Below are 22,831 nucleotides of genomic sequence, written 5' to 3'. Positions count from 1 at the left end.
GCTACCCCGACGACCGCATAGCTTCCACAGGCTCAAGGCGTGCGGCCATATAAGCGGGTACTACTCCCGATACAAGCCCTATTCCTACAGAAAAAGCAAGTCCGATTAAGATATTATTTAAAGTTAACACTACCTCAAAACCAGTGATGGCCGTAGCGAGAATGGAGCCGAGAAAAATTAGTAGCATACCAATTACGCCTCCCAAGACACAAAGCGCAACAGATTCAAATAAAAACTGAAACAGAATAAAACATTGCTTTGCTCCCAAAGCTTTTTGAATACCTATAATATTTGTTCGCTCTCTAACCGATACAAACATGATGTTGGCAATACTAAATCCACCTACCAGGATAGAAAATCCGCCTATGATTAATCCGGCGATATTGAGAATCGCAAAAAGCTCGTCGAGGCCATTGCTGAGCATACTCGATTTATTGATCGCAAAGTTTCGCTCTTCTGTAGGGCGTAACATTCTGATGCTGCGCATATTTTGCATAACTTCATTCTCAAGAGCCTCAAAACTCACCAAATCTTTTGGCTTGAGTGCAATTTGAGTTTTTACCTTATCAAGCTGCATAATCATTCTGCCAAACTCAACCGGTACAATACACCATTCATCTGTACCTCCGCCTATTACGCCCGACCCTGCTTTTTGAAGCACACCAATAACAGTTGCGCTAAAACCGGAAATTTTGACCGATTGCCCCAGTGCTTCGCTTTCGCCAAAAAGGCGGCTCGATACATCACTTCCCAAAATGCAAACCCGCCGCGTTGACTCCAGCTCCATAGGGGTAAACAGACGCCCGGTCTCAACTTCGACCGAAATAAAATTTTCGAAACCCACAGTTGCTGCGACGATCACGGTGTTTTCTGAACTATTTTTATTCCGCTCCAGATTTCTGGATGTAGAAGCTAGAAAAGTAACAGCTTTTGCCGAATTCATGCGCTCCTTGAGCTGGCGTGCTTCCCTAAAAGTCACATTAGGCCGCTGCATATATTCCCACCAGGCGTACTCCCCATCCTTTTCGGGCCCCCAAGGCATTTTTTCAATAAAAATAGAGTCATCTCCAAGGGTCTCAAAAGAGCTACGGATACTTTTTTCAAGACTCGAAACTAGGGTGAAAACCGAAATTATTAAAAAAATACCTATTGTAATTCCCAAAAGTGAGAGCGAAGTGCGCAGGCGATTGACCACAAGTGCGCTAATGGCAAAGGTTGCACCTTCGCGCAGCAATCTAATATAGATTAAAAATTTCTTCATTTTATTGATCTTCTTCGGAGGCTTATCCCAAAATTAAGTCCATTCATCGAACCCTTAGCTACCGTTCGTGTAATAATACAAAAACCGCCGTTATTAACAGTATGTTAAAATTATCAACAACTTTCGGAATAGCCAAGTAAATTGCACCTTTGAACCAATTATTCTTGTTAACATTGTATGCGATATTCCCTTAACAAAAAGCAACTTGACACCAATAAAATCTGCATTAATCTCTGTTTACCACAAGGACAACCTTGAACCCATTATAAAAAAATTACATGATCTCGGTGTGGTACTATACTCCACCGGCGGAACCGAAGACTTTATCAGAGGATTGAATATTCCGGTAAATGCCGTTGAAGACTTAACAGATTACCCCAGCATATTGGGTGGACGGGTTAAAACCCTCCATCCAAAAATCTTTGGTGGCATTCTCGGTCGCCGGGAAGAGGATAGCGATATTGCTCAATTAGAAGAGTACGCTATTCCGCAAATAGATTTAGTGATTGTAGATCTTTATCCTTTTGAAGAAACCCTTGCTTCGGGAGCTTCCGAACAGGAAATCATTGAGAAAATTGATATTGGTGGTATTTCTTTAATCAGGGCTGCCGCCAAAAATTTTAAAGATGTAATGATTATTCCCGGAATGGAATATTATGACATTTTACTTGATTTGCTGGATGGAAATGACGGATCCACGAGCCTTTCAGACCGAAAGCAGATGGCCGCCGAGGCTTTCGATATTAGTTCGCATTACGATGCAGCGATTTACGGCTACTTTATGGAAGGTGAAGAATCTGCTTCCCTTAAAGTGAGTGAGTCAGAGTTCACGTCGCTTCGATACGGTGAAAACCCGCATCAACAAGGCCGTTTTTATGGTGACTTGGAAGAAGTTTTTGATCAACTTCACGGCAAAGAGTTGTCTTACAATAACTTGCTTGATGTAGATGCAGCTGTGCAGCTTATGGGCGAATTTCACGAAAGTGACCCCACTTTTGTAGTAATGAAGCACAACAATGCCTGCGGCGTTGCAACTCGAAAAAAACTTGCAGATGCTTATAGAGATGCCTTAGCCGGCGATCCTACATCTGCTTTTGGAGGAGTACTTATTTCCAATAGGAAAATTGATGCCGAAACAGCCTCAGCAATCAACAAGCTTTTTTGCGAAGTGGTCATTGCCCCGGGATATGATGAGGAAGCTCTGGAGCTACTAAAATCAAAAAAGAATCGAATTATCCTGGTTCAAATAGAAAGTGAGTTTCCTTCCATCACCTTGCGTACAGCATTGAACGGCGTACTTTGGCAAGAAAAAGATGGTGAGACAGATCAGAAAGCTGGTTTTGAATTTGTAACGAACAAAAAGCCGACCGATGCGCAATTGCTTGATTTGGAATTTGCTTCCAAAATCTGCAAACACACTAAATCGAATACAATTGTGCTTGCCAAAAACAACCAGTTACTCGCTAGCGGAACCGGTCAAACATCGCGTGTAGACGCGCTTATGCAAGCCATTATCAAAGCAAAACATTTTGGCTTTGACCTGAAAGATTCCGTTATGGCATCAGATGCGTTTTTTCCCTTCCCCGATTGTGTAGAAATAGCCGGTAAAGAAGGAGTAAATGCGGTAATTCAACCCGGTGGATCAATAAAAGATAAACTTTCTATTGATTATTGTAACGAAAATGGAATTGCAATGGTATTTACTGGTACAAGACATTTTAAGCACTAATTTTAGCAACGAAATTCACACATGGGCCTCTTTAACTTTTTTACCCAGGAAATCGCCATTGACCTTGGAACGGCGAATACCTTAATAATTTACAACGACAAGGTTGTAGTTGACGAACCTTCTATTGTAGCCATAGACAGAACCACTGGTAAAATTATTGCCATTGGCCGTATGGCGCAACAAATGCACGGCAAAACCCACGAAAACATCAAGACAGTGAGGCCATTGAAAGATGGTGTCATTGCCGACTTTCAGGCTGCTGAAGCCATGATACGCGGAATGATCAAAATGATTAAACCCGGAAAATCTTTCTTCACCCCTTCTTTGCGGATGGTCATTTGTATTCCATCTGGTATCACTGAAGTAGAAAAACGAGCCGTTCGCGACTCGGCAGAGCACGCTGGTGCAAAAGACGTGTACCTTATTCACGAACCTATGGCTGCCGCAATTGGTATTGGCATAGATGTGGAAGAGCCTATGGGAAATATGATTATTGACATAGGTGGTGGTACTAGCGAGATAGCTGTAATTGCCCTTGGCGGTATAGTTTGCGATAAAAATATACGCGTCGCCGGTGATGAGTTTACAAGCGATATTGAAGAATATATGCGTCGCCAGCACAATATTTTGGTTGGAGAACGCACAGCCGAGCAGATTAAAATCGAGGTGGGTGCTGCAATAACCGATTTGGAAGATCCACCGGAAGATTTTGCCGTACGCGGTAGAGACCTTATGACTGGTATTCCAAAAGAAATCCATGTTTCATATACCGAAATAGCGCACGCTCTTGACAAGTCCATTTCAAAAATAGAAGAAGCAATTTTGAGCGCATTGGAACAAACACCACCCGAGCTATCGGCAGATATTTACCGCACAGGAATATACCTTGCCGGCGGAGGGTCTATGCTGCGCGGTTTGGACAAAAGGATTTCATTGAAAACTAAATTACCTGTACATATTGCTGAAGACCCCCTTAGGGCTGTTGCGAGAGGTACGGGAATAGCCCTTAAAAATATTGATCGCTTCCAATTTCTTATGCGCGACTAACCTTTTAATCATTAAAGCCCAATGCGGAATTTTATCCAATTCCTGGTTAAATACCACATTTTCCTGTTTTTTCTTGGGCTTCAGGTCTTGTGCTTTTGGATGATTTATAAAAATAACTCATTCCATGAGGCCAGCTTTGTAAATTCGTCAAACAGATTGATTGGAACGATTTATAAATGGAAAGGAAATGTTACTGAATATATTGAATTGCAGCGAGAAAACGACGAACTCTCTGCTGAAAACGAAGAACTACGCAATAGACTCAAGAGTAATTTTGTTAACGTAAATGATCATTTTGTAATGATCAACGATACATTGCGCGAGCGAAAATACCGATCAAAATCTGCACAGGTAGTTAACAGTTCTATCAATAAGCAACTCAATTACCTTACCATTAACAAGGGCAGGGTAGAAGGTTTAAAACCGGAAATGGGTGTGGTGAATAAACGAGGCCTCGTTGGTGTGGTAAAGGATGTGTCAGAGCATTTTAGCACCGTTTTGCCCATCATAAACCTAAAGTTTACTGCAAGTGCGGAGCTTCAGCGTACCGGAAATTTCGGATTACTTCGCTGGGATGGTAGAGATTTTCGCTATGCATACCTGAATGATGTACCTCGACATGCCGACGTCCATATAGGCGATACTATTATTACAAGAGGCTCTTCAGCCATATATCCGCGCGGTATAAGCGTGGGGATCGTTAGCGATGTAGAAGCCAAGGAGGGAACTAATTTTCACAAAATACGCATTGAACTTTTCAATGACTTTAGCAAGATTCGCTATGTATATGTCGTTGAAAACCTGCTCAAAGAAGAGCAACTCGAAATAGAAGCAACAACAGAAGAAGATGGCCAGTGAGATTCTAAAAAATATCGGTCGATTTGTATTTCTTGTTTTGCTTCAAGGATTAATTCTAAACGAGGTAAACCTTTGGCAGGGAATGGCAATCCCTTATTTATATATTCTGTTTTTGCTTATGCTGCCTCTGGAAACGCCACGCTGGCTTGAGCTTCTTATCGGTTTGGTGCTTGGCCTCACTATAGATATGTTTACAAATACGCTGGGTATTCACGCATCAGCTTGTGTTCTGATTGCATACATTCGCCCGCTATACCTAAAAGGAATTGCACCGCGCGACGGATATGAATACGGCCAGAGACCGGGAATTCAAGATTTTGGACTAACCTGGTTTATAAAATATGCCGCAGTTTTAATTCTCATACACCATTTATGGTTATTTTTCGTTGAGGTATATTCGTTCAAAGGGTTTTTTAATACCTTTTTGCGCGTCGTATTGAGCACAATCTTCACCTTGCTCTTAACCATTATTAGTCAATACTTTATAGTGACCAAAAGGTCATCAAGACAGATATGAATCTGAGTGACAGAAAATTTGTAATTGTCATAATCTTTATCACCATAGGCCTCATCTTTTCCCTGCGCCTATTTTTTCTTCAGGTAGTAGATGAGGAATGGAAAGTTATGGCGGCAAGTGCTTCAGAGCGGGTTATAACAGAATATCCCGCAAGGGGTCTTATTTACGATAGAAATGGCGAGCTGCTCGTGTCAAATACGGCAGTGTATGACCTGATGGTGATACCGCGCGATATGAAAAATATTGATACGCTAGCTTTCTGTGCGCTTCTGGAAATAGACACCGCAGAATTTAATGCCAAAATCAACGCTGCCCGAAAATACAGCAGATATAAGCCCACCGCATTTGCCAAGCAAATACCTGCTGCGCTATATGTTGATATTGCTGAAAATCTATATCGGTTTCCTGGCTTTTACGGGCAGCCGCGTACACTTCGCTATTATCCCGAACCTATAGCCGCTCACACCATGGGTTACGTAAGCGAAGTAACGCCTTCGATAATTGAGAAAAACAATTACTACCAACGCGGAGATTACATTGGTGCCAATGGAATAGAAAGTATTTACGAAGAACCTCTTCGCGGCAAACGCGGAAAGAGATTGGTGCTGGTAGATGTACACAACAATGAGCAGGGAAGCTTTGCCGACGGACAATATGATACGTTAGCTACAGTGGGAAAAAATTTAACATCTAGCCTTGATCTTCAGCTGCAGGCTTATGGCGAAAAGCTGATGAAAAACAAACGCGGAAGTATTGTGGCAATTGAGCCCGCCACGGGAGAAATTCTTTGTTTGATTACCAATCCAAATTATGACCCAAACCTTTTGGTGGGTCGCGTACGCGGAAAAAACTATAAGGCATTGAGCGAAGATACCTTAAAACCCTTATTCAACCGGGCATTGATGGCGCGGTATCCGCCAGGCTCCACTTTCAAACTTTTACAAGGTTTAATAGGACTCGACGAAAAAGTAATTGACGAAAACACATCTTTCTCGTGCCACGGTGGCTATTATTATGCGGGTAGAAGGTTGGGATGCCATGCCCATGCATCGCCCGTAAGCTTACTCTTTTCTATTCAGACAAGTTGCAATGCTTATTACTGCAACGTATTCAAGCGAATACTCGACAAGTATCCCACCAGCGAAGAAGGCTATACGATATGGCGAGAACACTTAGCCAAGTTTGGCCTCGGATCGAGACTTATGGTAGATATGACGAGCGAGGTAAGTGGATTTGTTCCCGCCTCTACCTATTACGACAAGTTTTACGGAAGAAACAGATGGAATGCTCATACCGTTATTTCTCTCGCAATTGGGCAGGGAGAACTCGGGATTACTCCATTGCAAGTGGCCAATTTTACGGCGGCTATTGCAAATCGTGGCTGGTATTATACTCCGCACGTAATCAAAGAAATAGATGGCGAAGCAATTACCGACAGTATTTACACCCAGAAACACGTAACCGGAATTTCGAAAGAAAATTTTGAAATGGTAATAGAAGGAATGTACCGCGTAATAGAATCTGGAACCGGAAGGGGGGTGCGTTTTAGTAAAGATATAGAAGTATGCGGAAAGACGGGAACTGCACAGAATCCGCATGGAAAAGACCATTCGATATTTATAGCTTTCGCGCCAAAAGATGACCCTAAAATTGCTATAGCCGTATATGTAGAAAACGTAGGTTTTGGATCTACATGGGCTGCGCCAATTACGAGCCTAATGATTGAACAATATCTTACCGATACGATAACTCGCCCGAGAATAGAAACAAGAATGCTCGAGGCAGACCTGCTCCATAATCATTAATATGCACAGAAAAGGAAACGTACTTAGAAATTTGGATTGGTTCACCGTATTGCTTTACGTGGGCTTAATGCTTATGGGCTGGTTTAATATTTATTCTGCCAGCTATAATGCAGACCATCAGTCTATGTTTGATGCCTCGCAAGAATATGGAAAACAGTTTATCTGGATAATCACAGCCTGTGTGCTCGCTTTCTTAATTATGCTTTTTGACGGAGAGTTTATCAGGCGGGCATCACCTGTTATTTATGGGATAACAACCTTATTGCTGGTTCTGGTACTCATTTTTGGGAAAGAAGTAAATGGAGCAAAGGCGTGGTTTGGTTTTGGAAGCTTTGGTATTCAACCAAGTGAGTTTTCAAAGCTCGGTATAAGCCTTATGCTGGCCTATTACCTCAGCCAGGTCAATATTAAAATCGTCGATTTTAAGACCAAGCTTACAGCGGTAGCAATTCTCATACTCCCTACTCTTCTTATTATGCTTCAGCCAGATACAGGAACTGTCCTTGTATTTACGGCCTATATTTTTGTAATGTATCGTGAAGGCCTTTCGGGAAATATTTTGCTACTAGGGCTTTTAGCGATTGTGCTGGCTGTGCTCTCTCTCGTGCTCAAAGCCACTACCCTATCGTATTTTGGGCTTGAACTACCGGGTCATTATTTTCTAATGATATTCCTGGTGATTGCTGCCGTGCTGATTTTCTTTGGCATCAGGCGCTTTGTACTTCCACGCTTTCGCCGAAGAAACTATTTACTCTTAATAGGAACAGTGGCCGGCAGCCTGCTCTTTATAGGAACCTTAGATCAGGTTTTCGAAAATGTTTTAGAGCCGCACCAAAAAATCAGAATCAACATTTTGCTTGGTCTCGCCGAAGATCCGCAAGGTGCGGGATACAATGTAAAGCAATCTAAAACGGCTATCGGTTCGGGCGGTTTTTCAGGAAAAGGATATTTAGATGGTACGCTCACCAAATTTAAGTATGTGCCCATGCAGAGCACAGATTTTATCTTTTGCACTATTGGCGAAGAGTGGGGTTTTTTGGGAAGCACATTTGTAATAGCTGTTTTTGTAACGCTCATGCTGCGGCTAATTTTTATCGCTGAAAGGCAACGATCTAATTTTACCCGGATTTACGGTTATTCAGTAGCTTGTATATTCTTCATGCACCTGCTTATAAATGTAGGTATGGCCATAGGTTTGGCTCCCGTTATCGGCATTCCGCTTCCCTTTTTCAGCTACGGAGGGTCATCGCTTTGGGGCTTTACCATTTTACTCTTTTTCTTGCTTAAGCTGGATACTGAGCGATTGGTTGTTTTGCGATAGAATACAAATTCAATCAATCGATTCCCATATCAAATTTTATTATCGAATTAACAATTTTATTTAACAGTTTGTTTTTCAATGATTTATTCATTTCAAAGTTAAATATTCTGAAAAATATAATACATAGATTTGTGATGTATTACTATTCTATATATATTTGTCCTATGTATTCAAAAGAACTATTAAAAGGTACCTTATCAGCCATTATTCTTAATCTACTATCGGAAAATAAGAGAATGTATGGATATGAAATTTCTCAAATTGTGAAGGAGCTGTCTGATGACAAGGTATTGCTGAAAGACGGCTCATTGTATCCCGCTTTGCAGAAAATGACCAAAGACGGGCTAGTCACTTTTGAAGAAGAGTACATTGGCAAACGGGTGCGAAAGTATTATACCCTTACTCCCAAAGGAAATGAAGAAAAAATAACATACCTGAAGGAGCTAAAGGACTTTATGGCTACGCTGAATGTACTGGTATTTAACGAAACAAAGTTTGCATGAAACTCACTGTTGAACAGGAAGAATATGTCTATAACACAGTAAAGACTGCAGGCGTTGGCATGGAGTCTTTACAAAACGATATTGTTGATCATCTATGTTGCGTAATAGAAACCCAACACGGAAGAGGAAAGTCCTTTGATCAACTTTTAAATGAAGCCATAAATGACCTCGCGCCGCATGGCTTAAAGCAATTAGAAAATCGTACTCTTTTTTTACTTAACTCAAACCGTATCATTATTATGAAAAAGCTCATGTACAGCATCGGATTTATCGGTGCATTAATTTTAACTATTGGCATTACCTTTAAACTACTTCATTATCCTTTGGCCAATGTGCTATCTATTACAGGCCTTGTTCTGTTGTTTTTGGTGTTCATGCCACTCCTAGCTTTGGATCGCTATAAAGTAGCAATTTCTCGAACATTGACTGAGAAAATGAAATTTATATTGGGTTTTTCCTCTGTAGCGATTATAGGAATTTCAATCTTGTTTAAGTTCTTTCATTTGCAGGGAGCAAATATACTTCTAGTATTGGGAACTTTTCTTTTCGCCTTTGGATTCTTACCTTTCTTATTCTTTACTATGTATAAGAATTCGATGTCATAGGTGGCTCCCATGTATATCAAGCTCCTTTTCTGAACCATCTTCACATCCACAAAGCCCACAAAAAAATGGTCTGCAATTCATGCAGACCATTTTTTTTAAAATTCAATTAGCTATGGAATTAAAACGACCGCGAACGTTCGTCTTTAACTTTCGCAAAATCTTTAAGCGCGCGATAAACTCCTATAGTATAGGTTTTTACACCGTTTTGCTTGTTTTGTAAAAGTTCGTCACGGTATGTTGTATAATCTTCTCTCGGCTCTACTTCTGTTTTGCTATTAAGCTTAACAACATAAACACCTCTGTTTCCTTCTAAAGGCTGGCTTAAGTCTCCTTCTTTCATAGAAAGCGCGTAACCAACAATGTATCCTTCATTAGCACCACCCGGCAGGCTAGGTCTCTTTTCAGAAACGTTTACCGCGTTTTTAATTTCAAGATTAAATTCCGCTTTCAAATCTTCAAGCGATTTATCCTTCATCTCTGCTTTAAATATTTCTATTTTCTTCTCGCGAATTGCGTCAGGCTTAATATCCTCCTTAGCATCTTCGAATGAAGCAAGGCCAGATGACGTTCTCTTATCGAGACCCACGACCACAATCTTTCTATCAAATTCGAATGGTTGGCTTACCTGACCTACATTGGTCTTGTCTACATTATGTGCCCATCTTACGGCCTCTACCGAACCGGCAATACCCGGAATAGTACGCGCCTGTGTCGTAACTTTATTACCCTCCTCAACTTTAAAGCCTTTCTCTTCAGCAAGTTTAACCAGTCCGGCAGCATCTTTTGCATCAATAGAAAAAGTATTAGCCTCGTCATAGGCCTCATTAAAAGTGCGGTTAGAAGGAATGATAGGCTCATCTACTACAAGAGCTTTTACAACATTTACATCATTATGCTCAAGTGGCTCAACGATATGCACTCCATAAGTAGTTTCTACAATATTGATTGATCCTACAGGCTTATCAAATGCGGCTTCAGTAAATTCTGCAACCATCATTTTACGATCAAAATCTTCGTATTTACCGCCGTTTTGAATCGAACCGGGATCTTCGCTAAACTTTGTAACCATTTCTTCAAAATTGTCATTCTTTTGAATCACTTTTTTGATGCTGTCGGCACGAGCCATCAGTACTTTCATATCAGCCTCTGATTGATTTGAGAGCAAAATATGACGCGCTGATGCACGCTCTTCAGTTCCTTTATTTTTGATCTTTGCAATTGCAAATTTCTCTCCCATTTGAAAAGGGCCTATTACATCGCCGTTCTCAGCATTGTCAATCATTCCCTGAAGGTCCGGATTGTCGGCGCCTTTTAAGTCAATCTGATTTGCATTTCTCGAACTGCTGAATTTTAATACAAAAAGAGAATCGCTTTTCGCTTTGCTGAAGTCATTTTTCAAACCACTTAGCTCTTCCTTTATGGCTACTTTATCCTCTTCTGTAGGCTGTACATCAAAAGCAACAAACTTTATATTTGCTGAAGCATCGCGATCAAAGCGGTCTTCTTCTTTGTGCTCGTTGTAATAAGCGCGCAATTCATCGTCGCTAATTGCTACAGTGCTGTCAGCAATATTTGCATATTCGCGACCCACATAGTTAAAATTTACCTGTTGCTCCTGACGGTAATATTCGTCTTTTGCCTCGAGCACATTTACAAACGCACCATTTTTTACCAGTGCATTGTACTTTTCATAAAGCCGCTCGTTAACTATGCGATTAACCTGTGCCTCGTAGAAAAGTGGATACTGGGTTTGAATTACAGAAAAATAATTCTGTACGAGTTTCGGGTCGAATTGACCTGTTTGTGGATCTTGAAAATTCTGGTTTCCCATAAAATCTTCGCGTACGTTTTCACCAAATCTAATGTCGTCAAACTCATCCTGACCCAGGCGTAAGCCTATTTTGTTCATCTCGGTGTACATCACCTTTTCCTGAACCATGTCATTCCAAACCTGATTTCTAATTTGCTGATCCTGACTGCTCGCAGCTCCCTGACCAATACTGGCCATACTCTGCTTTTCGGCCTCAACGCGCTTCTCGTATTCTACGAGATTAATTTCTTCGCCAAATACTTCTCCTACGTACTGGTCTCCTTGTCCGGAACCACCACGGTTAGAAAAAATATCACCTAAAACGAAGGCTACCATAGCCCCGCCTATTACAATCAATAATAGTGTTGATTGTTCTCTAATTTTTCCAATAGCTGCCATTAAATGTACTTTTTTTGAAGGTTGCGAATATACAAATATCTACGATCGAAACGAACTATTTCTCTTCTATTATCTGTAAGAGAACGGTTTCTATTCGAACATTAGTCACTGCGGTGATTTTAAAACTAAAATCATCCACTTTTATTACGGTGTTTAATTCGGGAATATCAGCATAAGTATGAATAATAAATCCAGCAAGTGTCTCATATTCATCACTTTCGGGTAGATTAAGCTTGTACTTATCATTTATATAATCTATTTCGAGCCTTGCGGCGAAATGATATGTATGGTCGTCAATTTTTTCTTCAAGAAATTCTTCCAGGTCATGTTCATCTTCTATATCGCCAAATATTTCTTCAATTATATCTTCAATTGTAAGTATTCCGCTTGTGCCACCAAACTCATCTACCACCACGGCAATACTTTTATTCTGTTTAATAAAAAGTTCAAGCACTTCTTTTGCCGATATCGTTTCGGGAATAATGATAACCGGTACAATCATTCGCTTAATAGAATCGGGATTATTAAACAGCTCCGAAGAGTTTACATAACCAATAATGTGGTCAATATTATCGCGATACACGAGTGCCTTCGAAAATCCGGTATCGATAAATACCTCACGTAATTTTTTCAAATCATCATCAACCGATACCGCAGCAATCTCTGTTCGCGGCACCATACAATCGCGCGCCTTGACTTTAGAAAAATCTAGAGCATTCTGAAAAATCTGTATTTCATGCTCAAGTTCTTCTTCAGTACCTTCTGCTGTTTGGGTTATTTCACGCACATAATTGCTCAGATCAAGTCGGCCAAAAACAACTTGTTGCTTACTTGTATCAACACCAAAAAAGAGACGCAAAATGAGCTCTGACAACCCAACCATAACGTACATCGGTATCCATAAAATAAAGTAAATAATCTTTAATGGAACGGCAAAAAGGTTGAGAATAAAATTAGAATTGATTCGAAAAAGTGTTTTGGGCAAAAACTCACCAGCAAACAATATAATTAGCGTAGATACAATAGTTTGAAGAAGCAATACACTAGCACTTGTAAGTCCCCAATTATAAAACACCGGCTCGAGCATGCGCGCCATCAAAATACCATATAGTACAAGGGCAATATTATTACCTACCAGCATGGTTCCGATAAAGCGAGAAGGATGCTGTAAAAATCCTGATAACAACCGAGCCGAGAAAGCTCCTTGTTTATTATTCAATTCAATCTTTAACTTATTGGAAGTCAAGAAGGCTATTTCCATACCTGAAAAAAAGGCGGAAAAGAATAATGATATGGCGATAAGAACTATTAAATCCATCGATCAAATGTACAGAGATAGAATGAAATCATTCTGAATCTTGATTTTTTTCCATCCGTTTCCTTACATAGGTTCTAAAACCATACATAAGACCCGCAAGAAGCGGAAAAACAATGTACTGCGCATTTTCGCGCGTAAAGCCGCCATCACTTATAAAAATATAAACCACCACCACAAAAGATGCAATAGCAAGAGCCAGCCAAAATTTTTCCATAAACAGACTTACACCACGCATATTATTGTTCTTTTTGTTCTTCTGGTTCATCTTCAATATTTATAACACCCGTTACGTCCTTAATTACGTAATTGGTAAAATTCTGGTTCGAAGTTAATCCCTTTCCATAAATTACCGCATCGGCGCGCTCAATTGTCACAAACTTATCGGTATAAACCTTAGCCGAATCCTGATACCAGAATAATTCTTCGGTGTGAAGTGTTTCTTTTTCTTTGTTTGTAAATACGACTGAATCGCGCGCAATCATCATGGAATTATCGCCGCTAATATACCCGTTTTTTGCAGTAAGCCGACCATCAAACTCTGCATTTGCATCGTAAAAGGTAAGTTCAAACCCTTTCGAAATCTTGCTGTACGTAGAGTCGGGCGTTTGATATTGATCCAGCTTTCCGGCTCTCAAGGTATTTTTGACATTTCCGGAATCTGTGTAAGTGTAATACGCATCTAGCGTACTGCGTATAGGGGGCGAATCATAATCTGAAAACTCAAGTACTTTTTCCAATTCATTGGAGGTACAAGAAAACATAACACCGGCTGCGAGAACAGCCGGTGTTATAAATTTTATTTTAAGAAAAGTTTTCAGGGGTTTAGGCTTAGTCTCTAGATCGCACAGTGGTGGTTTCACCAAAGCAGGCAACCGTATAAGAATCTCCATTATCTAAATTGTTAAAGAAAATATCAATCTTTAGCGGAAATTGCTTTGAGTAACTGGCAATTTTTTGATTTGCCTTGTCAGCTACAGATCTATCTGCAGATTTTGCTTTCGCAAAATAATCGGTAGCAAGCCAGTACGCACCATAACTGCCAAGTTTACCATCGTCGCACGATTTTGCAGCAGCCGCAATTGCATCGCCCAGAAGCAAGTATGCATCTCCGCTCTTAGGATTATTCTGAATCATCTTATTAGCTATCGAACGCACTTTTGAAGTCTGACCTAAAATACTGGCCGTTTGCCCAGCTCGCAAATAGTATTTATTCAAATCTATACAATCGCCGCAAAGGTCTGCCGCTTCTTCAAAATATTTAAGTGCCTGAGTATAATCTTTGGCTTTAAGCTTTTGAATTCCTATAGAATAAGCAGCATCTGGAGTTGGCTTATCCTGATATACGCGCTCTGCAACTTGAAGATAAAGATCGCTATCTGTACAATCTCGCTTATTCATTACCGCGAGCGCCTTTTTATTGAGGTCTATATCGTTTGGCGTTTCCGCGAGTCGCTCGCCAAGAATTCTATAAATATCGTCGCATTCAGCAATTTTAATAAAAAACGCATCCAGGTTATTCTTAGCCTTTTCATAGCGCACTCCCTCCGCACTATCAAGCCGTGCAATATTGTAATCCAAAATTTCCAGTACAGGCATATATTCTACCAAAAGATCAGACTTGGTTGCCTTATCTACTTTATACATCTCGTAAAGCGTTTGATAATACTTTGAAGCAGCAACCGCATCGCTATTCATACCCTCCAGCTCCATAGATCTTTTAAGCATAGAATTAGCTTCTTCAGCACGCATGTTGTCGTAATTAAACAAGTCGTTCGCCTTGTACGTCAACACCTTACCTTCTTCACCAAAATATTCAATTCGCTTATCGTAGATCATCATTAAAGTGTCTAAGTGCGCATTCCTCATATCGGCTTTAGTGGAATCCTCATAAATACCATCGAGAATAGTCCCGTAAAATTTCGCACCATCTGTATATAAGGTCTTGGCACTTTGAGGGCAGGTTCTAAAAGCGCATCGCCAGTAGGGCAAGGCATCTTTTTGCATATTTTGATCGCGATACTCCCGATAAAGTGATATACACTCCTTACATTCTTTCTGTTCCTCAGGCGTATTCCCGTATTTGGTTGAATCTGTTTGAGCATTTGCCGAAAATACCATTAGCATAGCAGCCATGAGGCTGAAAATTACATTCTTCATAGTTAACTTATAATTATTAATCATATTTAGGTTGAACGAACCAGCGGTTCCTGAAATGAGGCGTAAACGAAAAGCCCACAAATATTTTGAAGTAGTCTTCCTGAATGAGTTCACTGTCTGTAGTTCCATAAGTTCCGTATTGCCCAGAGATGTGAAACGCCGATTTGGTGAGACCGCGTCTGTGATGCAACGGCAAAGATAAACCAAAACTCATGCCAATATCGTTAACGTCTGTACCATTGATATTTAAGTTGGTTTTTTCATACTTAAAACCAGCACGGTATTCAACAGATCGCAGATATTTTGAAGCACCTAGTTGCGGTGTATATTCCAGACCGGTGCTAATAATGTGGCTATTCTGAAAGTTGAATGTAGTGACATCATCGCCAAACTTCTCGCTATACGCTGACCACTCTTGTGTAGTATAATCTAATGCAAAACGGAACCGACGACGCTTTTCAGTAATATAATCAAGCCCGATACCCGCCGTAACGCGCATAGGTAAATTCACTCTACCATCTTGCCTCACTACAGAAGAAAGCGTATCGCCGGGAAGTAAATAGCTACCCAAAAAATTGAAAGCAGTAGCATTTTTCTGTGCTTTTAAATCTGCACTCGTAGATATTGTGGCACCGGCCAAAAACTTTAAATAATTTGAACTTACGGCAGATTTGCCAATAAGATTGGTCTGATAATGTACTCCAAAGTCAAAATTCACATCGCGTATAAGAACGCTTTCTTGAATCCGCAAACCCAGTGTTTCCCTATTGGTGGGAAAATAAATTTGCCGGTTATTGTCAATTGTGCCAAAATTGAAATTAAAATTTGAACCAATAGCCAAAGTCGAGGTATTCCCTGCAGAGTCAGTTTTGCTGTAAACTTTATAAGCCATGCCCAGATAGCCCTGATTAATTCCGCCATCACCAGAATACTCAGTTACTGCATCTGAAGACAGGTCGGGATTTGGAGTAGTTGTATTTACATCATAGCCCACCGTAGTATACGGTTTAAGCCCCACGGTAAGGCCCCATACTCCACGCTTAATCGGAAAACTAAGGCTTAAGTTATTGAGAATAAAATTCTGATTTTCAAAACTTCCCGTATTTGTTTTGAAGGTAGAAAATGTTCCGGCACCCGATGTTTCAAAAATGGGTTCCAAATAATAAGCCAGAGCCGCGGGATTGGCAAAGTTCATTTTATACTGGTCTATGAGTGCCACCCCACTTCCTCCCATACCATACTGGCTTACAGAAAGATTGGGCGACGGGATACCCGGTCCAAAAAGGGAATACGGCGATGATAGATCAGACTGGGCAAAGGAATGAGTCGTAATAAAAATAAGCAATGCTGCCGCGGTTCCAAGTTTAATCAATGTTGTATAGTAAGATTTCATGTAAGCCCTGAAGGGTGAGATAAGGATTTGCAAAGATGATATTTTTAAATGCTTTATCAAAAAATGCAAAATCGCCTCCGGTGGCAATAACCGTTAAATTATTGTAATGTTCGTTTGAGATATCGATATACCGCAGTATTTCAGCCTGTACTCCCTGAATTACACCACTAACCATGCTCGATCTCGTATCAAGCCCCGGCCAAATTTCTTCATCTTCATGCCAGTCTTTAATGTATGGGAGCTTGCCAGTCATTTGGTGCATACTTTTAAAACGCATCTTCACACCGGGCGAAATGGCGCCACCTCTATAAATACCATCGGCCGAAAGTACATCAAATTTTATGCATGTTCCAAAGTCGATTATCAGCACATTTTGCCCCGGATAGTTCTTTTGAGCACCTACAGCATTGGCAATTCTATCGGTACCGAGGGTGTTTGGGGTTTTATAGTCCAGTTTTATTGGTATTGGTGTTGTGCCGTCAAATTCTATAATGTTCAAGTTTTCCTGAAAGACTTCTGTCAATGGCTGAGGTAAATTGGTAACATTACTAATTATGGCGTACTCTGCCTGGGTATTTTCAATTAATTCTGATACCTGTCTGTGTGCCCGGTTTGAAAAAGTGAGCACACCATCAAGTTGATTTCTGACATACAACGCCACCTTCATCCGGGTATTGCCAATATCGATAATCATATTTGATTTTTGCACACTCATTTTTAAGTTTTGGTTGTGATATAGAATTTATATTATATTTGCGCCCTGCAAAGTTGGTGATGTAGCTCAGTCGGTAGAGCAAAGGACTGAAAATCCTTGTGTCGGCGGTTCGATTCCGTCCATCACCACTTCTAAAATCCCATTGCTTCGGCAGTGGGATTTTTTGTTTTTGGGCTGTTTATTTTTGTGCCAGATAAATTATTTCTTCATTTTGAAGCCTGAATTTCTGGCGTAATTCGGGTTTCAAATTCTTTACAAAAGTGTCACTTTTAACCTTAAAACCAGCCTTTTCCAAATGCTGGGGATAGTCCTTACCAAAAAGCCGTAGGTGGTCTTTTTGCCAAAAGTGCTTCTCACGCTCCTCTGGGCTGGTTATTGTTTTATCTTCATAAGTAAGTTCACGGTTATAATCTATGGGCACTTGCATTATAGCCCATCCTCCCGGTTTTAAAACACGGTAAAGTTCACGCATACATCGGGCGTAATCTTCCACATGCTCTAATACGTGGTTGCATAATATCACATCAAATTTATTGTCATCAAACGGAATTTGATGCAAATCAAAATGATACTCGGCCAACGGAGACTCCAGATCGCCGGTGAAATAAGTAATATTCTTTAATTTTTTAAATCGTTCATGAAAACACTGCTCGGGCGCAATATGCAATACATCGTGCTGCTTGCTAAAAAAATTTGTTTTTTGATTCAGGTATATCCAAAGCAATCGGTGCCGCTCAAGCGAAAGACAATGCGGGCAGAGCACATTTTGCCGTAAGGCCTGATTTGAGCCATAAGACAAAAACTTGCTGAAGTGTCGCTTGCAAACAGGACATTCTACATCATTGCCCCTGTATAATAAAGGCGCAAAAAGCCTGAAAACATAACTTGCACGAATTAGTAATGGCCGTGGTAAATTTTGAAGAGCGTATCTGTAAAGACTCATAATTTAAAAAACAAGTTCAAAAATAGGTTTTTTAAACGGGCTACATTGCGATTTTTCTATCTTTGAAAAAAAATCAACACAAATATGAATAATTCAACAATCTTAAAAACCCTCGTTCTGTCCGTTGCATTCGCTCTTTGCATCAATGTTGCATCTGCGCAAAAAACTAAAAAAACGGATAAGAGTCAAGTTGAAACGAGCGTTTCTCAAACCTCCACTACCGACGATTCTGTAAAAGAGCCTGAATACAGATGGGTTTATTCTGTAGCGACCGTCATTATTGAAGACAAAAACTTCACCATCAAATTTGAAGAAAGCGAAAACAAAACTGGTGATGATAAGTTAGAACGTGCAAAGGAAATGGGTCTCAAAATGCAGGATGCTGCAAGAATGGTAATGTCTGAAACAGATCTATTAAACCTTATGGCGCAGCAAAAGCTAGAATTAATTTCTGTGACAAATCATCCTGGAAAAGAAGGGAAGCTAATGAAATATTACTTCCGTACTAAAGTGGAGTATTAATTTCGCAAATAAGTCATGCAATCTACGAAAGCAGGTAAAAGAGTAAGCATACTTTTTTACCTGCTTACTATTTATATACTTCTTCAATTTTTTTGGTGGGCGTATTTGCTTATCAAGCTCAATATTGAGCACTACGCATCGGCAGATCCCGGTCTGGGTAATCTAAAAGTATGGATGATCATTGGTGAGGGATCGGTTTTTTTTATATTCCTCCTCGCCGGCATTTTCATTACACAGCGCACAATTAACAAAGAAATAAAACTCGTGCGCCAGCAGCGAAATTTTCTACTCTCTATAACACACGAGCTTAAAACACCTCTGGCAGCAATTCAACTGTGTATGGACACACTTGCAAAACGCGAGAATTTAGATGTAGAACAGCGCAACTTACTGCAAAATAATGTGCGAGAGAATACAGAACGGCTAAGTTTGCTCATAGAAAATGTACTACTCGCTACACGAATTGAAAATGGGAAAGACACCCTCGACAAATCTGAAATAAACTTAAGCGAGCTTACCAAAAAACTCGTATCCCGAATTGCTCAAACATCGGGAAAATCTGAAATAAACACCGCTATTGATTCTGGCATTATCGGCTATACAGATATGCACAATTATGAGTCTATAGTGATCAATTTAATTGAAAACGCATTAAAATACGGTGGAGATCAAGCTATTGAAGTAAAACTATCTACCCAAAATTCAAAAGCTACTCTGGTGGTTTCAGATTATGGCATGGGCATTCCGAATGAATTAAAGAACCGGGTTTTTGACAAATTTTATCGCGCCGAAAATGAAGAAACCCGCACCCAAAAAGGTACGGGTCTCGGCTTGTACATCGTAAAAGAATTGGTGAGCATGACCGGCGGAAAAATTCATATCGAAGATAATTCGCCAACTGGCAGTAAATTTATCGTCGAATTACCCCTGTAGCCGCGCGATTTATCGCGCGGAAACCAGAGAAACCTTCCTTTTAACGCGCGATTTATCGCGCGGAAACCAGAGAAACCCTCCTTTTAAAGCGCGATTTATCGCGCGGAAACCAGAGAAACCCTCCTTTTAACGCGCGATTTATCGCGCGGAAAATATTAAAAAACCAAATTAAGCCCAATTAGGAAATTAGTTCCAGCCTGCGGATAATAAAAATTCTCGGTCGTTAAGTCACCGCCGAAGGCATAAGAATAGGTGTATCCATTTGACGAATATTTAGCATCGAAAATATTGTTAATGAGCAAATTGAATTCAATTCTATCAAATACTAAATCGTCGATTCCATAACCTATTCTTAAATCATTAACCCAGTATGCATCAATAGATCTCACATCGCTGGCCGTATTATCCAAATATTGTTTGCTCACATATTTAGACATAAAGTTAATCTCCAGGTTTTTAAGCGGTTTAATTATAAGCATTCCTGAGGCTACCACCGTCGGGCTGAAACTAATGTCAACATCATTGTAGTTTTTATTCAAAATACCTCCATTAATTTCATCGTAATCATAAATCACCTCATTAAAGTTTTCAATCTTATTCCGGCTAAAAGCGGCGTTGGCATTCACCCCAAACTCTTTAAGGAACATGTAAGTTCCATCTATCTCCACGCCTGCCCTGTAGCTCTTATCCACATTTCGGCGCACAGATGAGCCCACATCATTCAGCTCGCCGGTAAGCACCAGCTGGTTTTCGTAATCCATATAAAACCCATTAAAAGTCAGGTTTAATTTATCATCGATAAGCGCGTAGCCAGCCTCAAAATTATTCAATGTCTCAGCGCGTGGCTTAGTACCTTCGGGAGCGTCTATAAAATCATTTCGAACCGGCTCACGGTTTCCGCGTCCGGCATATCCATATATGCTACTGCGGGAGTTCAGCTTATAGCGAGCACCCACTTTAGGATTCACAAATAAAAACTGCTCGCTTACATCAATATTCAATTGATCATTGTCAATGCCGTTCGTGATATAATTCACAGATCGAATTTGCAAATCGGCCATAAAAGTCCATTTTTCCAGGCTGTAGTCCCACTTTCCGTAAATGTTTACTTCGTCTTTATCACCAATATTCCTATAATACTCTTCCAAGTGATCAACTGTGGTGGATACCTCAGCCCAGACGATTTCGCCAAAGTGATTGCCACGATAAAAGTGAGCTCCCCCTCCGAGAGTTAAGTTGTGATTATTCTTCTCGTAATTAAGTGAGAATGTTCCTCCGTAAAAATCATTGTCGAGCCATCTTCGCCGAATAATATCGGTTCTGGAGATTGTATCTCCACCTATTATCGCATTCGGCTTTCCGTAATCAATAAATTTAGCTCGTGGTTTGTACTCTTCAAAAAATCCCTGTCCTTTGGTATAGTGACCCGCCAGAGTAAGGCTTAAATTCGGCGCAAATTTCTGAATAAGATGGAGTTGGTAATGCGTTTGCTCATAATCATCAACTTGATTATCGTAAGTGTAATAGTTGTATGTGCGTCCCGAGTTGAGTAAATTTTGGGTCTGTGCTTCGCTATAACCTTCATTGGCAGCATGAGTAAGCATTCCATCCACATCATTGTTCAACCGCGACTGAGGTGTACCGTACCAACTTTGATAAGTGCGTTCCGTTCCGGAAAATGTAATAGCCTTTACAACAGTTTTTTCACCGTAATAACCACCGGAAAGATAATAGCTACGGAGATTGCTCGACGCTCTGTCAATATATCCGTCGCTGGCTATTTCAGAAAGTCGGCCTTCCACGGCAAAGCCATTATTCAGGAGTCCCGAATTAAACTGCACGGTGTGTTTTCTTGTATTGAAAGAGCCAAAGCTATTTGAAATCATTCCTCCAGCGCCCTGATCCAATGTATTGGTTTCCATATTTATAGAAGCTCCAAAAGCACCCGATCCATTTGTAGAAGTTCCCAAACCACGCTGAATCTGAATACTCGACAAACTACTGGAAATATCGGGCATATTTACCCAAAACACACCCTGTGATTCGGGGTCATTGATCGGGATTCCATTTACGGTCACATTTATTCGGGTTTGGTCGCTTCCTCGAATACGCATGCTGGTATAGCCAACACCTGCTCCTGCATCGCTCGTTGCAACTAGTGATGGGGTATAATTTAAAAGCATGGGCAAATCCTGACCGAGATTTCGTTCTTCGATTTCGCGTTTACTGATGTTTTTGAAAGTTGCCGGGGCTTTTTGCGAAAGCCGCGTAGCGCTCACCACCACTTCGTCGGTTAGAAACCGAGAAGGTTCAAGAATTATTTTCAAATTCTCTCCATTTCTACCGGCTTCAAGCGTATCATAATAAGTCTGATACCCAATATAACTAACCCTTAGCGCGTACTTTTCCGGTTTCAGATTTCCGAATTCAAATTCACCGTTAAAACTCGTGTAAACTGCTCGTTCGTATCCGTTTAATACTACATGGGCTCCACCGAGGGCTCCGCCCGTATTGCTAGTTACCACTCCATTAATTTGACTCTGCGCTGCAATTGGTAGCGCATAGAGCATTGCCGCCATTGCAGCATACTTCAATTTGATCAACATTTAGATTTTGTTTTTTAGTAATGGTTGCCACTCGGGGAGAGCGCAAGCCAACTAATTTTCCTCCCTACGCCGGCATTAACCGGATCAGGTGTACAAGTCAATAAACTTATTGCTTGTAGGGTATGATCTCAGCCTGTCTTAAAACCACGTTTGGCTTTTAGATATAGGCACCCCTGTGAGATGCGGCAAAGGTATTTCTTTTTTGGTAACAGCAAAGGGTTTTTGGTTTTTGGTTCTTAGATTGCTCGAAAATTGAATTCACAACAATATGTCGGTCAGACCTCAAAGATTTAGCTTTTCGCTCGTGTTAATTTTTCAAGGTGTTAAAGTGATCGCTTCGATCAGTTGCTTCGCTGCATTTATTCCCTGCGGTCATGAGATCACTACGT

General features: G+C 40.6%; 20 protein-coding genes and 1 tRNA gene. 11 read left to right on the top strand and 10 right to left on the bottom strand.

The window, feature by feature from the left end; all coding sequences use genetic code 11:
- Position 1: 1 nt before the first annotated feature.
- On the bottom strand, positions 2–1,261 hold the full coding sequence (locus tag G3O08_RS05990; protein WP_163283869.1) for an ABC transporter permease: 1,260 nt from the start codon (positions 1,259–1,261) through the stop codon (positions 2–4).
- Positions 1,262–1,466: 205 nt separating this feature from the next.
- Here G3O08_RS05990 and purH point away from each other — a divergent pair, with 205 nt between their 5' ends.
- The 8 genes from purH to G3O08_RS05950 all read left to right on the top strand — a co-directional run bounded on the left by purH (position 1,467) and on the right by G3O08_RS05950 (position 9,646).
- Positions 1,467–2,990: a bifunctional phosphoribosylaminoimidazolecarboxamide formyltransferase/IMP cyclohydrolase gene (gene purH, locus G3O08_RS05985; RefSeq protein WP_163283867.1), complete on the top strand. Its 1,524-nt coding sequence runs from the start codon at positions 1,467–1,469 to the stop codon at positions 2,988–2,990.
- Between the two features lie 21 nt (positions 2,991–3,011).
- Complete coding sequence (locus G3O08_RS05980) at positions 3,012–4,037, top strand: rod shape-determining protein (protein WP_163283865.1); 1,026 nt, start codon at positions 3,012–3,014, stop codon at positions 4,035–4,037.
- 21 nt (positions 4,038–4,058) lie between these two features.
- Positions 4,059–4,895, top strand: coding sequence for a rod shape-determining protein MreC (gene mreC, locus G3O08_RS05975; protein ID WP_163283863.1), 837 nt, complete (start codon positions 4,059–4,061; stop codon positions 4,893–4,895).
- Positions 4,885–5,412 carry a rod shape-determining protein MreD gene (gene mreD, locus G3O08_RS05970; protein WP_163283861.1) on the top strand — a complete coding sequence of 176 codons (528 nt, stop codon included), beginning with the start codon at positions 4,885–4,887 and terminating at the stop codon, positions 5,410–5,412. Before mreC ends, mreD begins: the two co-directional genes overlap by 11 nt.
- Positions 5,409–7,217, top strand: a complete 1,809-nt coding sequence (mrdA, locus tag G3O08_RS05965; protein WP_163283859.1) for a penicillin-binding protein 2 — start codon at positions 5,409–5,411, stop codon at positions 7,215–7,217. Before mreD ends, mrdA begins: the two co-directional genes overlap by 4 nt.
- Before the next feature lies 1 nt (position 7,218).
- The gene (rodA, locus tag G3O08_RS05960) at positions 7,219–8,538 is read left to right on the top strand and encodes a rod shape-determining protein RodA (protein ID WP_163283857.1); all 1,320 of its coding nucleotides are present in this window, start codon (positions 7,219–7,221) and stop codon (positions 8,536–8,538) included.
- A gap of 164 nt (positions 8,539–8,702) precedes the next feature.
- A complete protein-coding gene (locus G3O08_RS05955) occupies positions 8,703–9,041 on the top strand; it encodes a PadR family transcriptional regulator (RefSeq protein ID WP_163283855.1) in 339 nt (112 codons plus the stop codon).
- Positions 9,038–9,646, top strand: coding sequence for a hypothetical protein (locus tag G3O08_RS05950; protein WP_163283683.1), 609 nt, complete (start codon positions 9,038–9,040; stop codon positions 9,644–9,646). The genes G3O08_RS05955 and G3O08_RS05950 overlap by 4 nt, the downstream gene beginning before the upstream one ends.
- 118 nt (positions 9,647–9,764) lie before the next feature.
- On the opposite strand, the gene G3O08_RS05945 is transcribed toward G3O08_RS05950, so the two are convergent.
- The 7 genes from G3O08_RS05945 to G3O08_RS05915 form a co-directional block, all read right to left on the bottom strand.
- Entirely contained in the window at positions 9,765–11,855 is a 2,091-nt protein-coding gene (locus G3O08_RS05945) for a peptidylprolyl isomerase (protein WP_163283853.1), read from the bottom strand.
- Between the two features lie 55 nt (positions 11,856–11,910).
- Complete coding sequence (locus G3O08_RS05940) at positions 11,911–13,173, bottom strand: hemolysin family protein (protein WP_163283851.1); 1,263 nt, start codon at positions 13,171–13,173, stop codon at positions 11,911–11,913.
- 28 nt (positions 13,174–13,201) lie between these two features.
- Positions 13,202–13,438: a hypothetical protein gene (locus G3O08_RS05935; RefSeq protein WP_163283849.1), complete on the bottom strand. Its 237-nt coding sequence runs from the start codon at positions 13,436–13,438 to the stop codon at positions 13,202–13,204.
- On the bottom strand, positions 13,410–13,910 hold the full coding sequence (gene lptC / locus G3O08_RS05930) for an LPS export ABC transporter periplasmic protein LptC (RefSeq protein WP_163283847.1): 501 nt from the start codon (positions 13,908–13,910) through the stop codon (positions 13,410–13,412). Before lptC ends, G3O08_RS05935 begins: the two co-directional genes overlap by 29 nt.
- 91 nt (positions 13,911–14,001) lie before the next feature.
- Entirely contained in the window at positions 14,002–15,330 is a 1,329-nt protein-coding gene (locus G3O08_RS05925) for a tetratricopeptide repeat protein (RefSeq protein WP_163283845.1), read from the bottom strand.
- Positions 15,331–15,346: 16 nt separating this feature from the next.
- Positions 15,347–16,723: a PorV/PorQ family protein gene (locus G3O08_RS05920; protein ID WP_163283843.1), complete on the bottom strand. Its 1,377-nt coding sequence runs from the start codon at positions 16,721–16,723 to the stop codon at positions 15,347–15,349.
- A complete protein-coding gene (locus G3O08_RS05915) occupies positions 16,695–17,438 on the bottom strand; it encodes a type III pantothenate kinase (RefSeq protein WP_163283841.1) in 744 nt (247 codons plus the stop codon). Before G3O08_RS05915 ends, G3O08_RS05920 begins: the two co-directional genes overlap by 29 nt.
- Before the next feature lie 55 nt (positions 17,439–17,493).
- Here G3O08_RS05915 and G3O08_RS05910 point away from each other — a divergent pair.
- Positions 17,494–17,566, top strand: a tRNA-Phe gene (locus G3O08_RS05910).
- A 50-nt stretch (positions 17,567–17,616) separates the two neighbouring features.
- Here G3O08_RS05910 and G3O08_RS05905 read toward each other — a convergent pair.
- Entirely contained in the window at positions 17,617–18,381 is a 765-nt protein-coding gene (locus G3O08_RS05905; protein ID WP_204336790.1) for a class I SAM-dependent methyltransferase, read from the bottom strand.
- An 84-nt stretch (positions 18,382–18,465) separates the two neighbouring features.
- On the opposite strand from G3O08_RS05905, the gene G3O08_RS05900 reads away from it, so the two are divergent.
- Both G3O08_RS05900 and G3O08_RS05895 read left to right on the top strand, forming a co-directional pair.
- Positions 18,466–18,903, top strand: a complete 438-nt coding sequence (locus G3O08_RS05900; protein ID WP_163283839.1) for a hypothetical protein — start codon at positions 18,466–18,468, stop codon at positions 18,901–18,903.
- 15 nt (positions 18,904–18,918) lie between these two features.
- Positions 18,919–19,836 (top strand): sensor histidine kinase, encoded by a 918-nt coding sequence (locus G3O08_RS05895; protein ID WP_163283837.1) that lies wholly within the window; start codon positions 18,919–18,921, stop codon positions 19,834–19,836.
- A 155-nt stretch (positions 19,837–19,991) separates the two neighbouring features.
- Here the strand turns inward: G3O08_RS05895 and G3O08_RS05890 are convergent, their stop codons facing one another.
- The gene (locus tag G3O08_RS05890) at positions 19,992–22,442 is read right to left on the bottom strand and encodes a TonB-dependent receptor (RefSeq protein ID WP_204336789.1); all 2,451 of its coding nucleotides are present in this window, start codon (positions 22,440–22,442) and stop codon (positions 19,992–19,994) included.
- Between the last annotated feature and the right edge of the window lie 389 nt (positions 22,443–22,831).

Origin of the sequence: Cryomorpha ignava (assembly GCF_010686655.1) — a bacterium.
GTDB classification, from domain to species: domain Bacteria; phylum Bacteroidota; class Bacteroidia; order Flavobacteriales_D; family Cryomorphaceae; genus Cryomorpha; species Cryomorpha ignava.
This window is presented reverse-complemented; position numbering and strand designations above follow the sequence as displayed.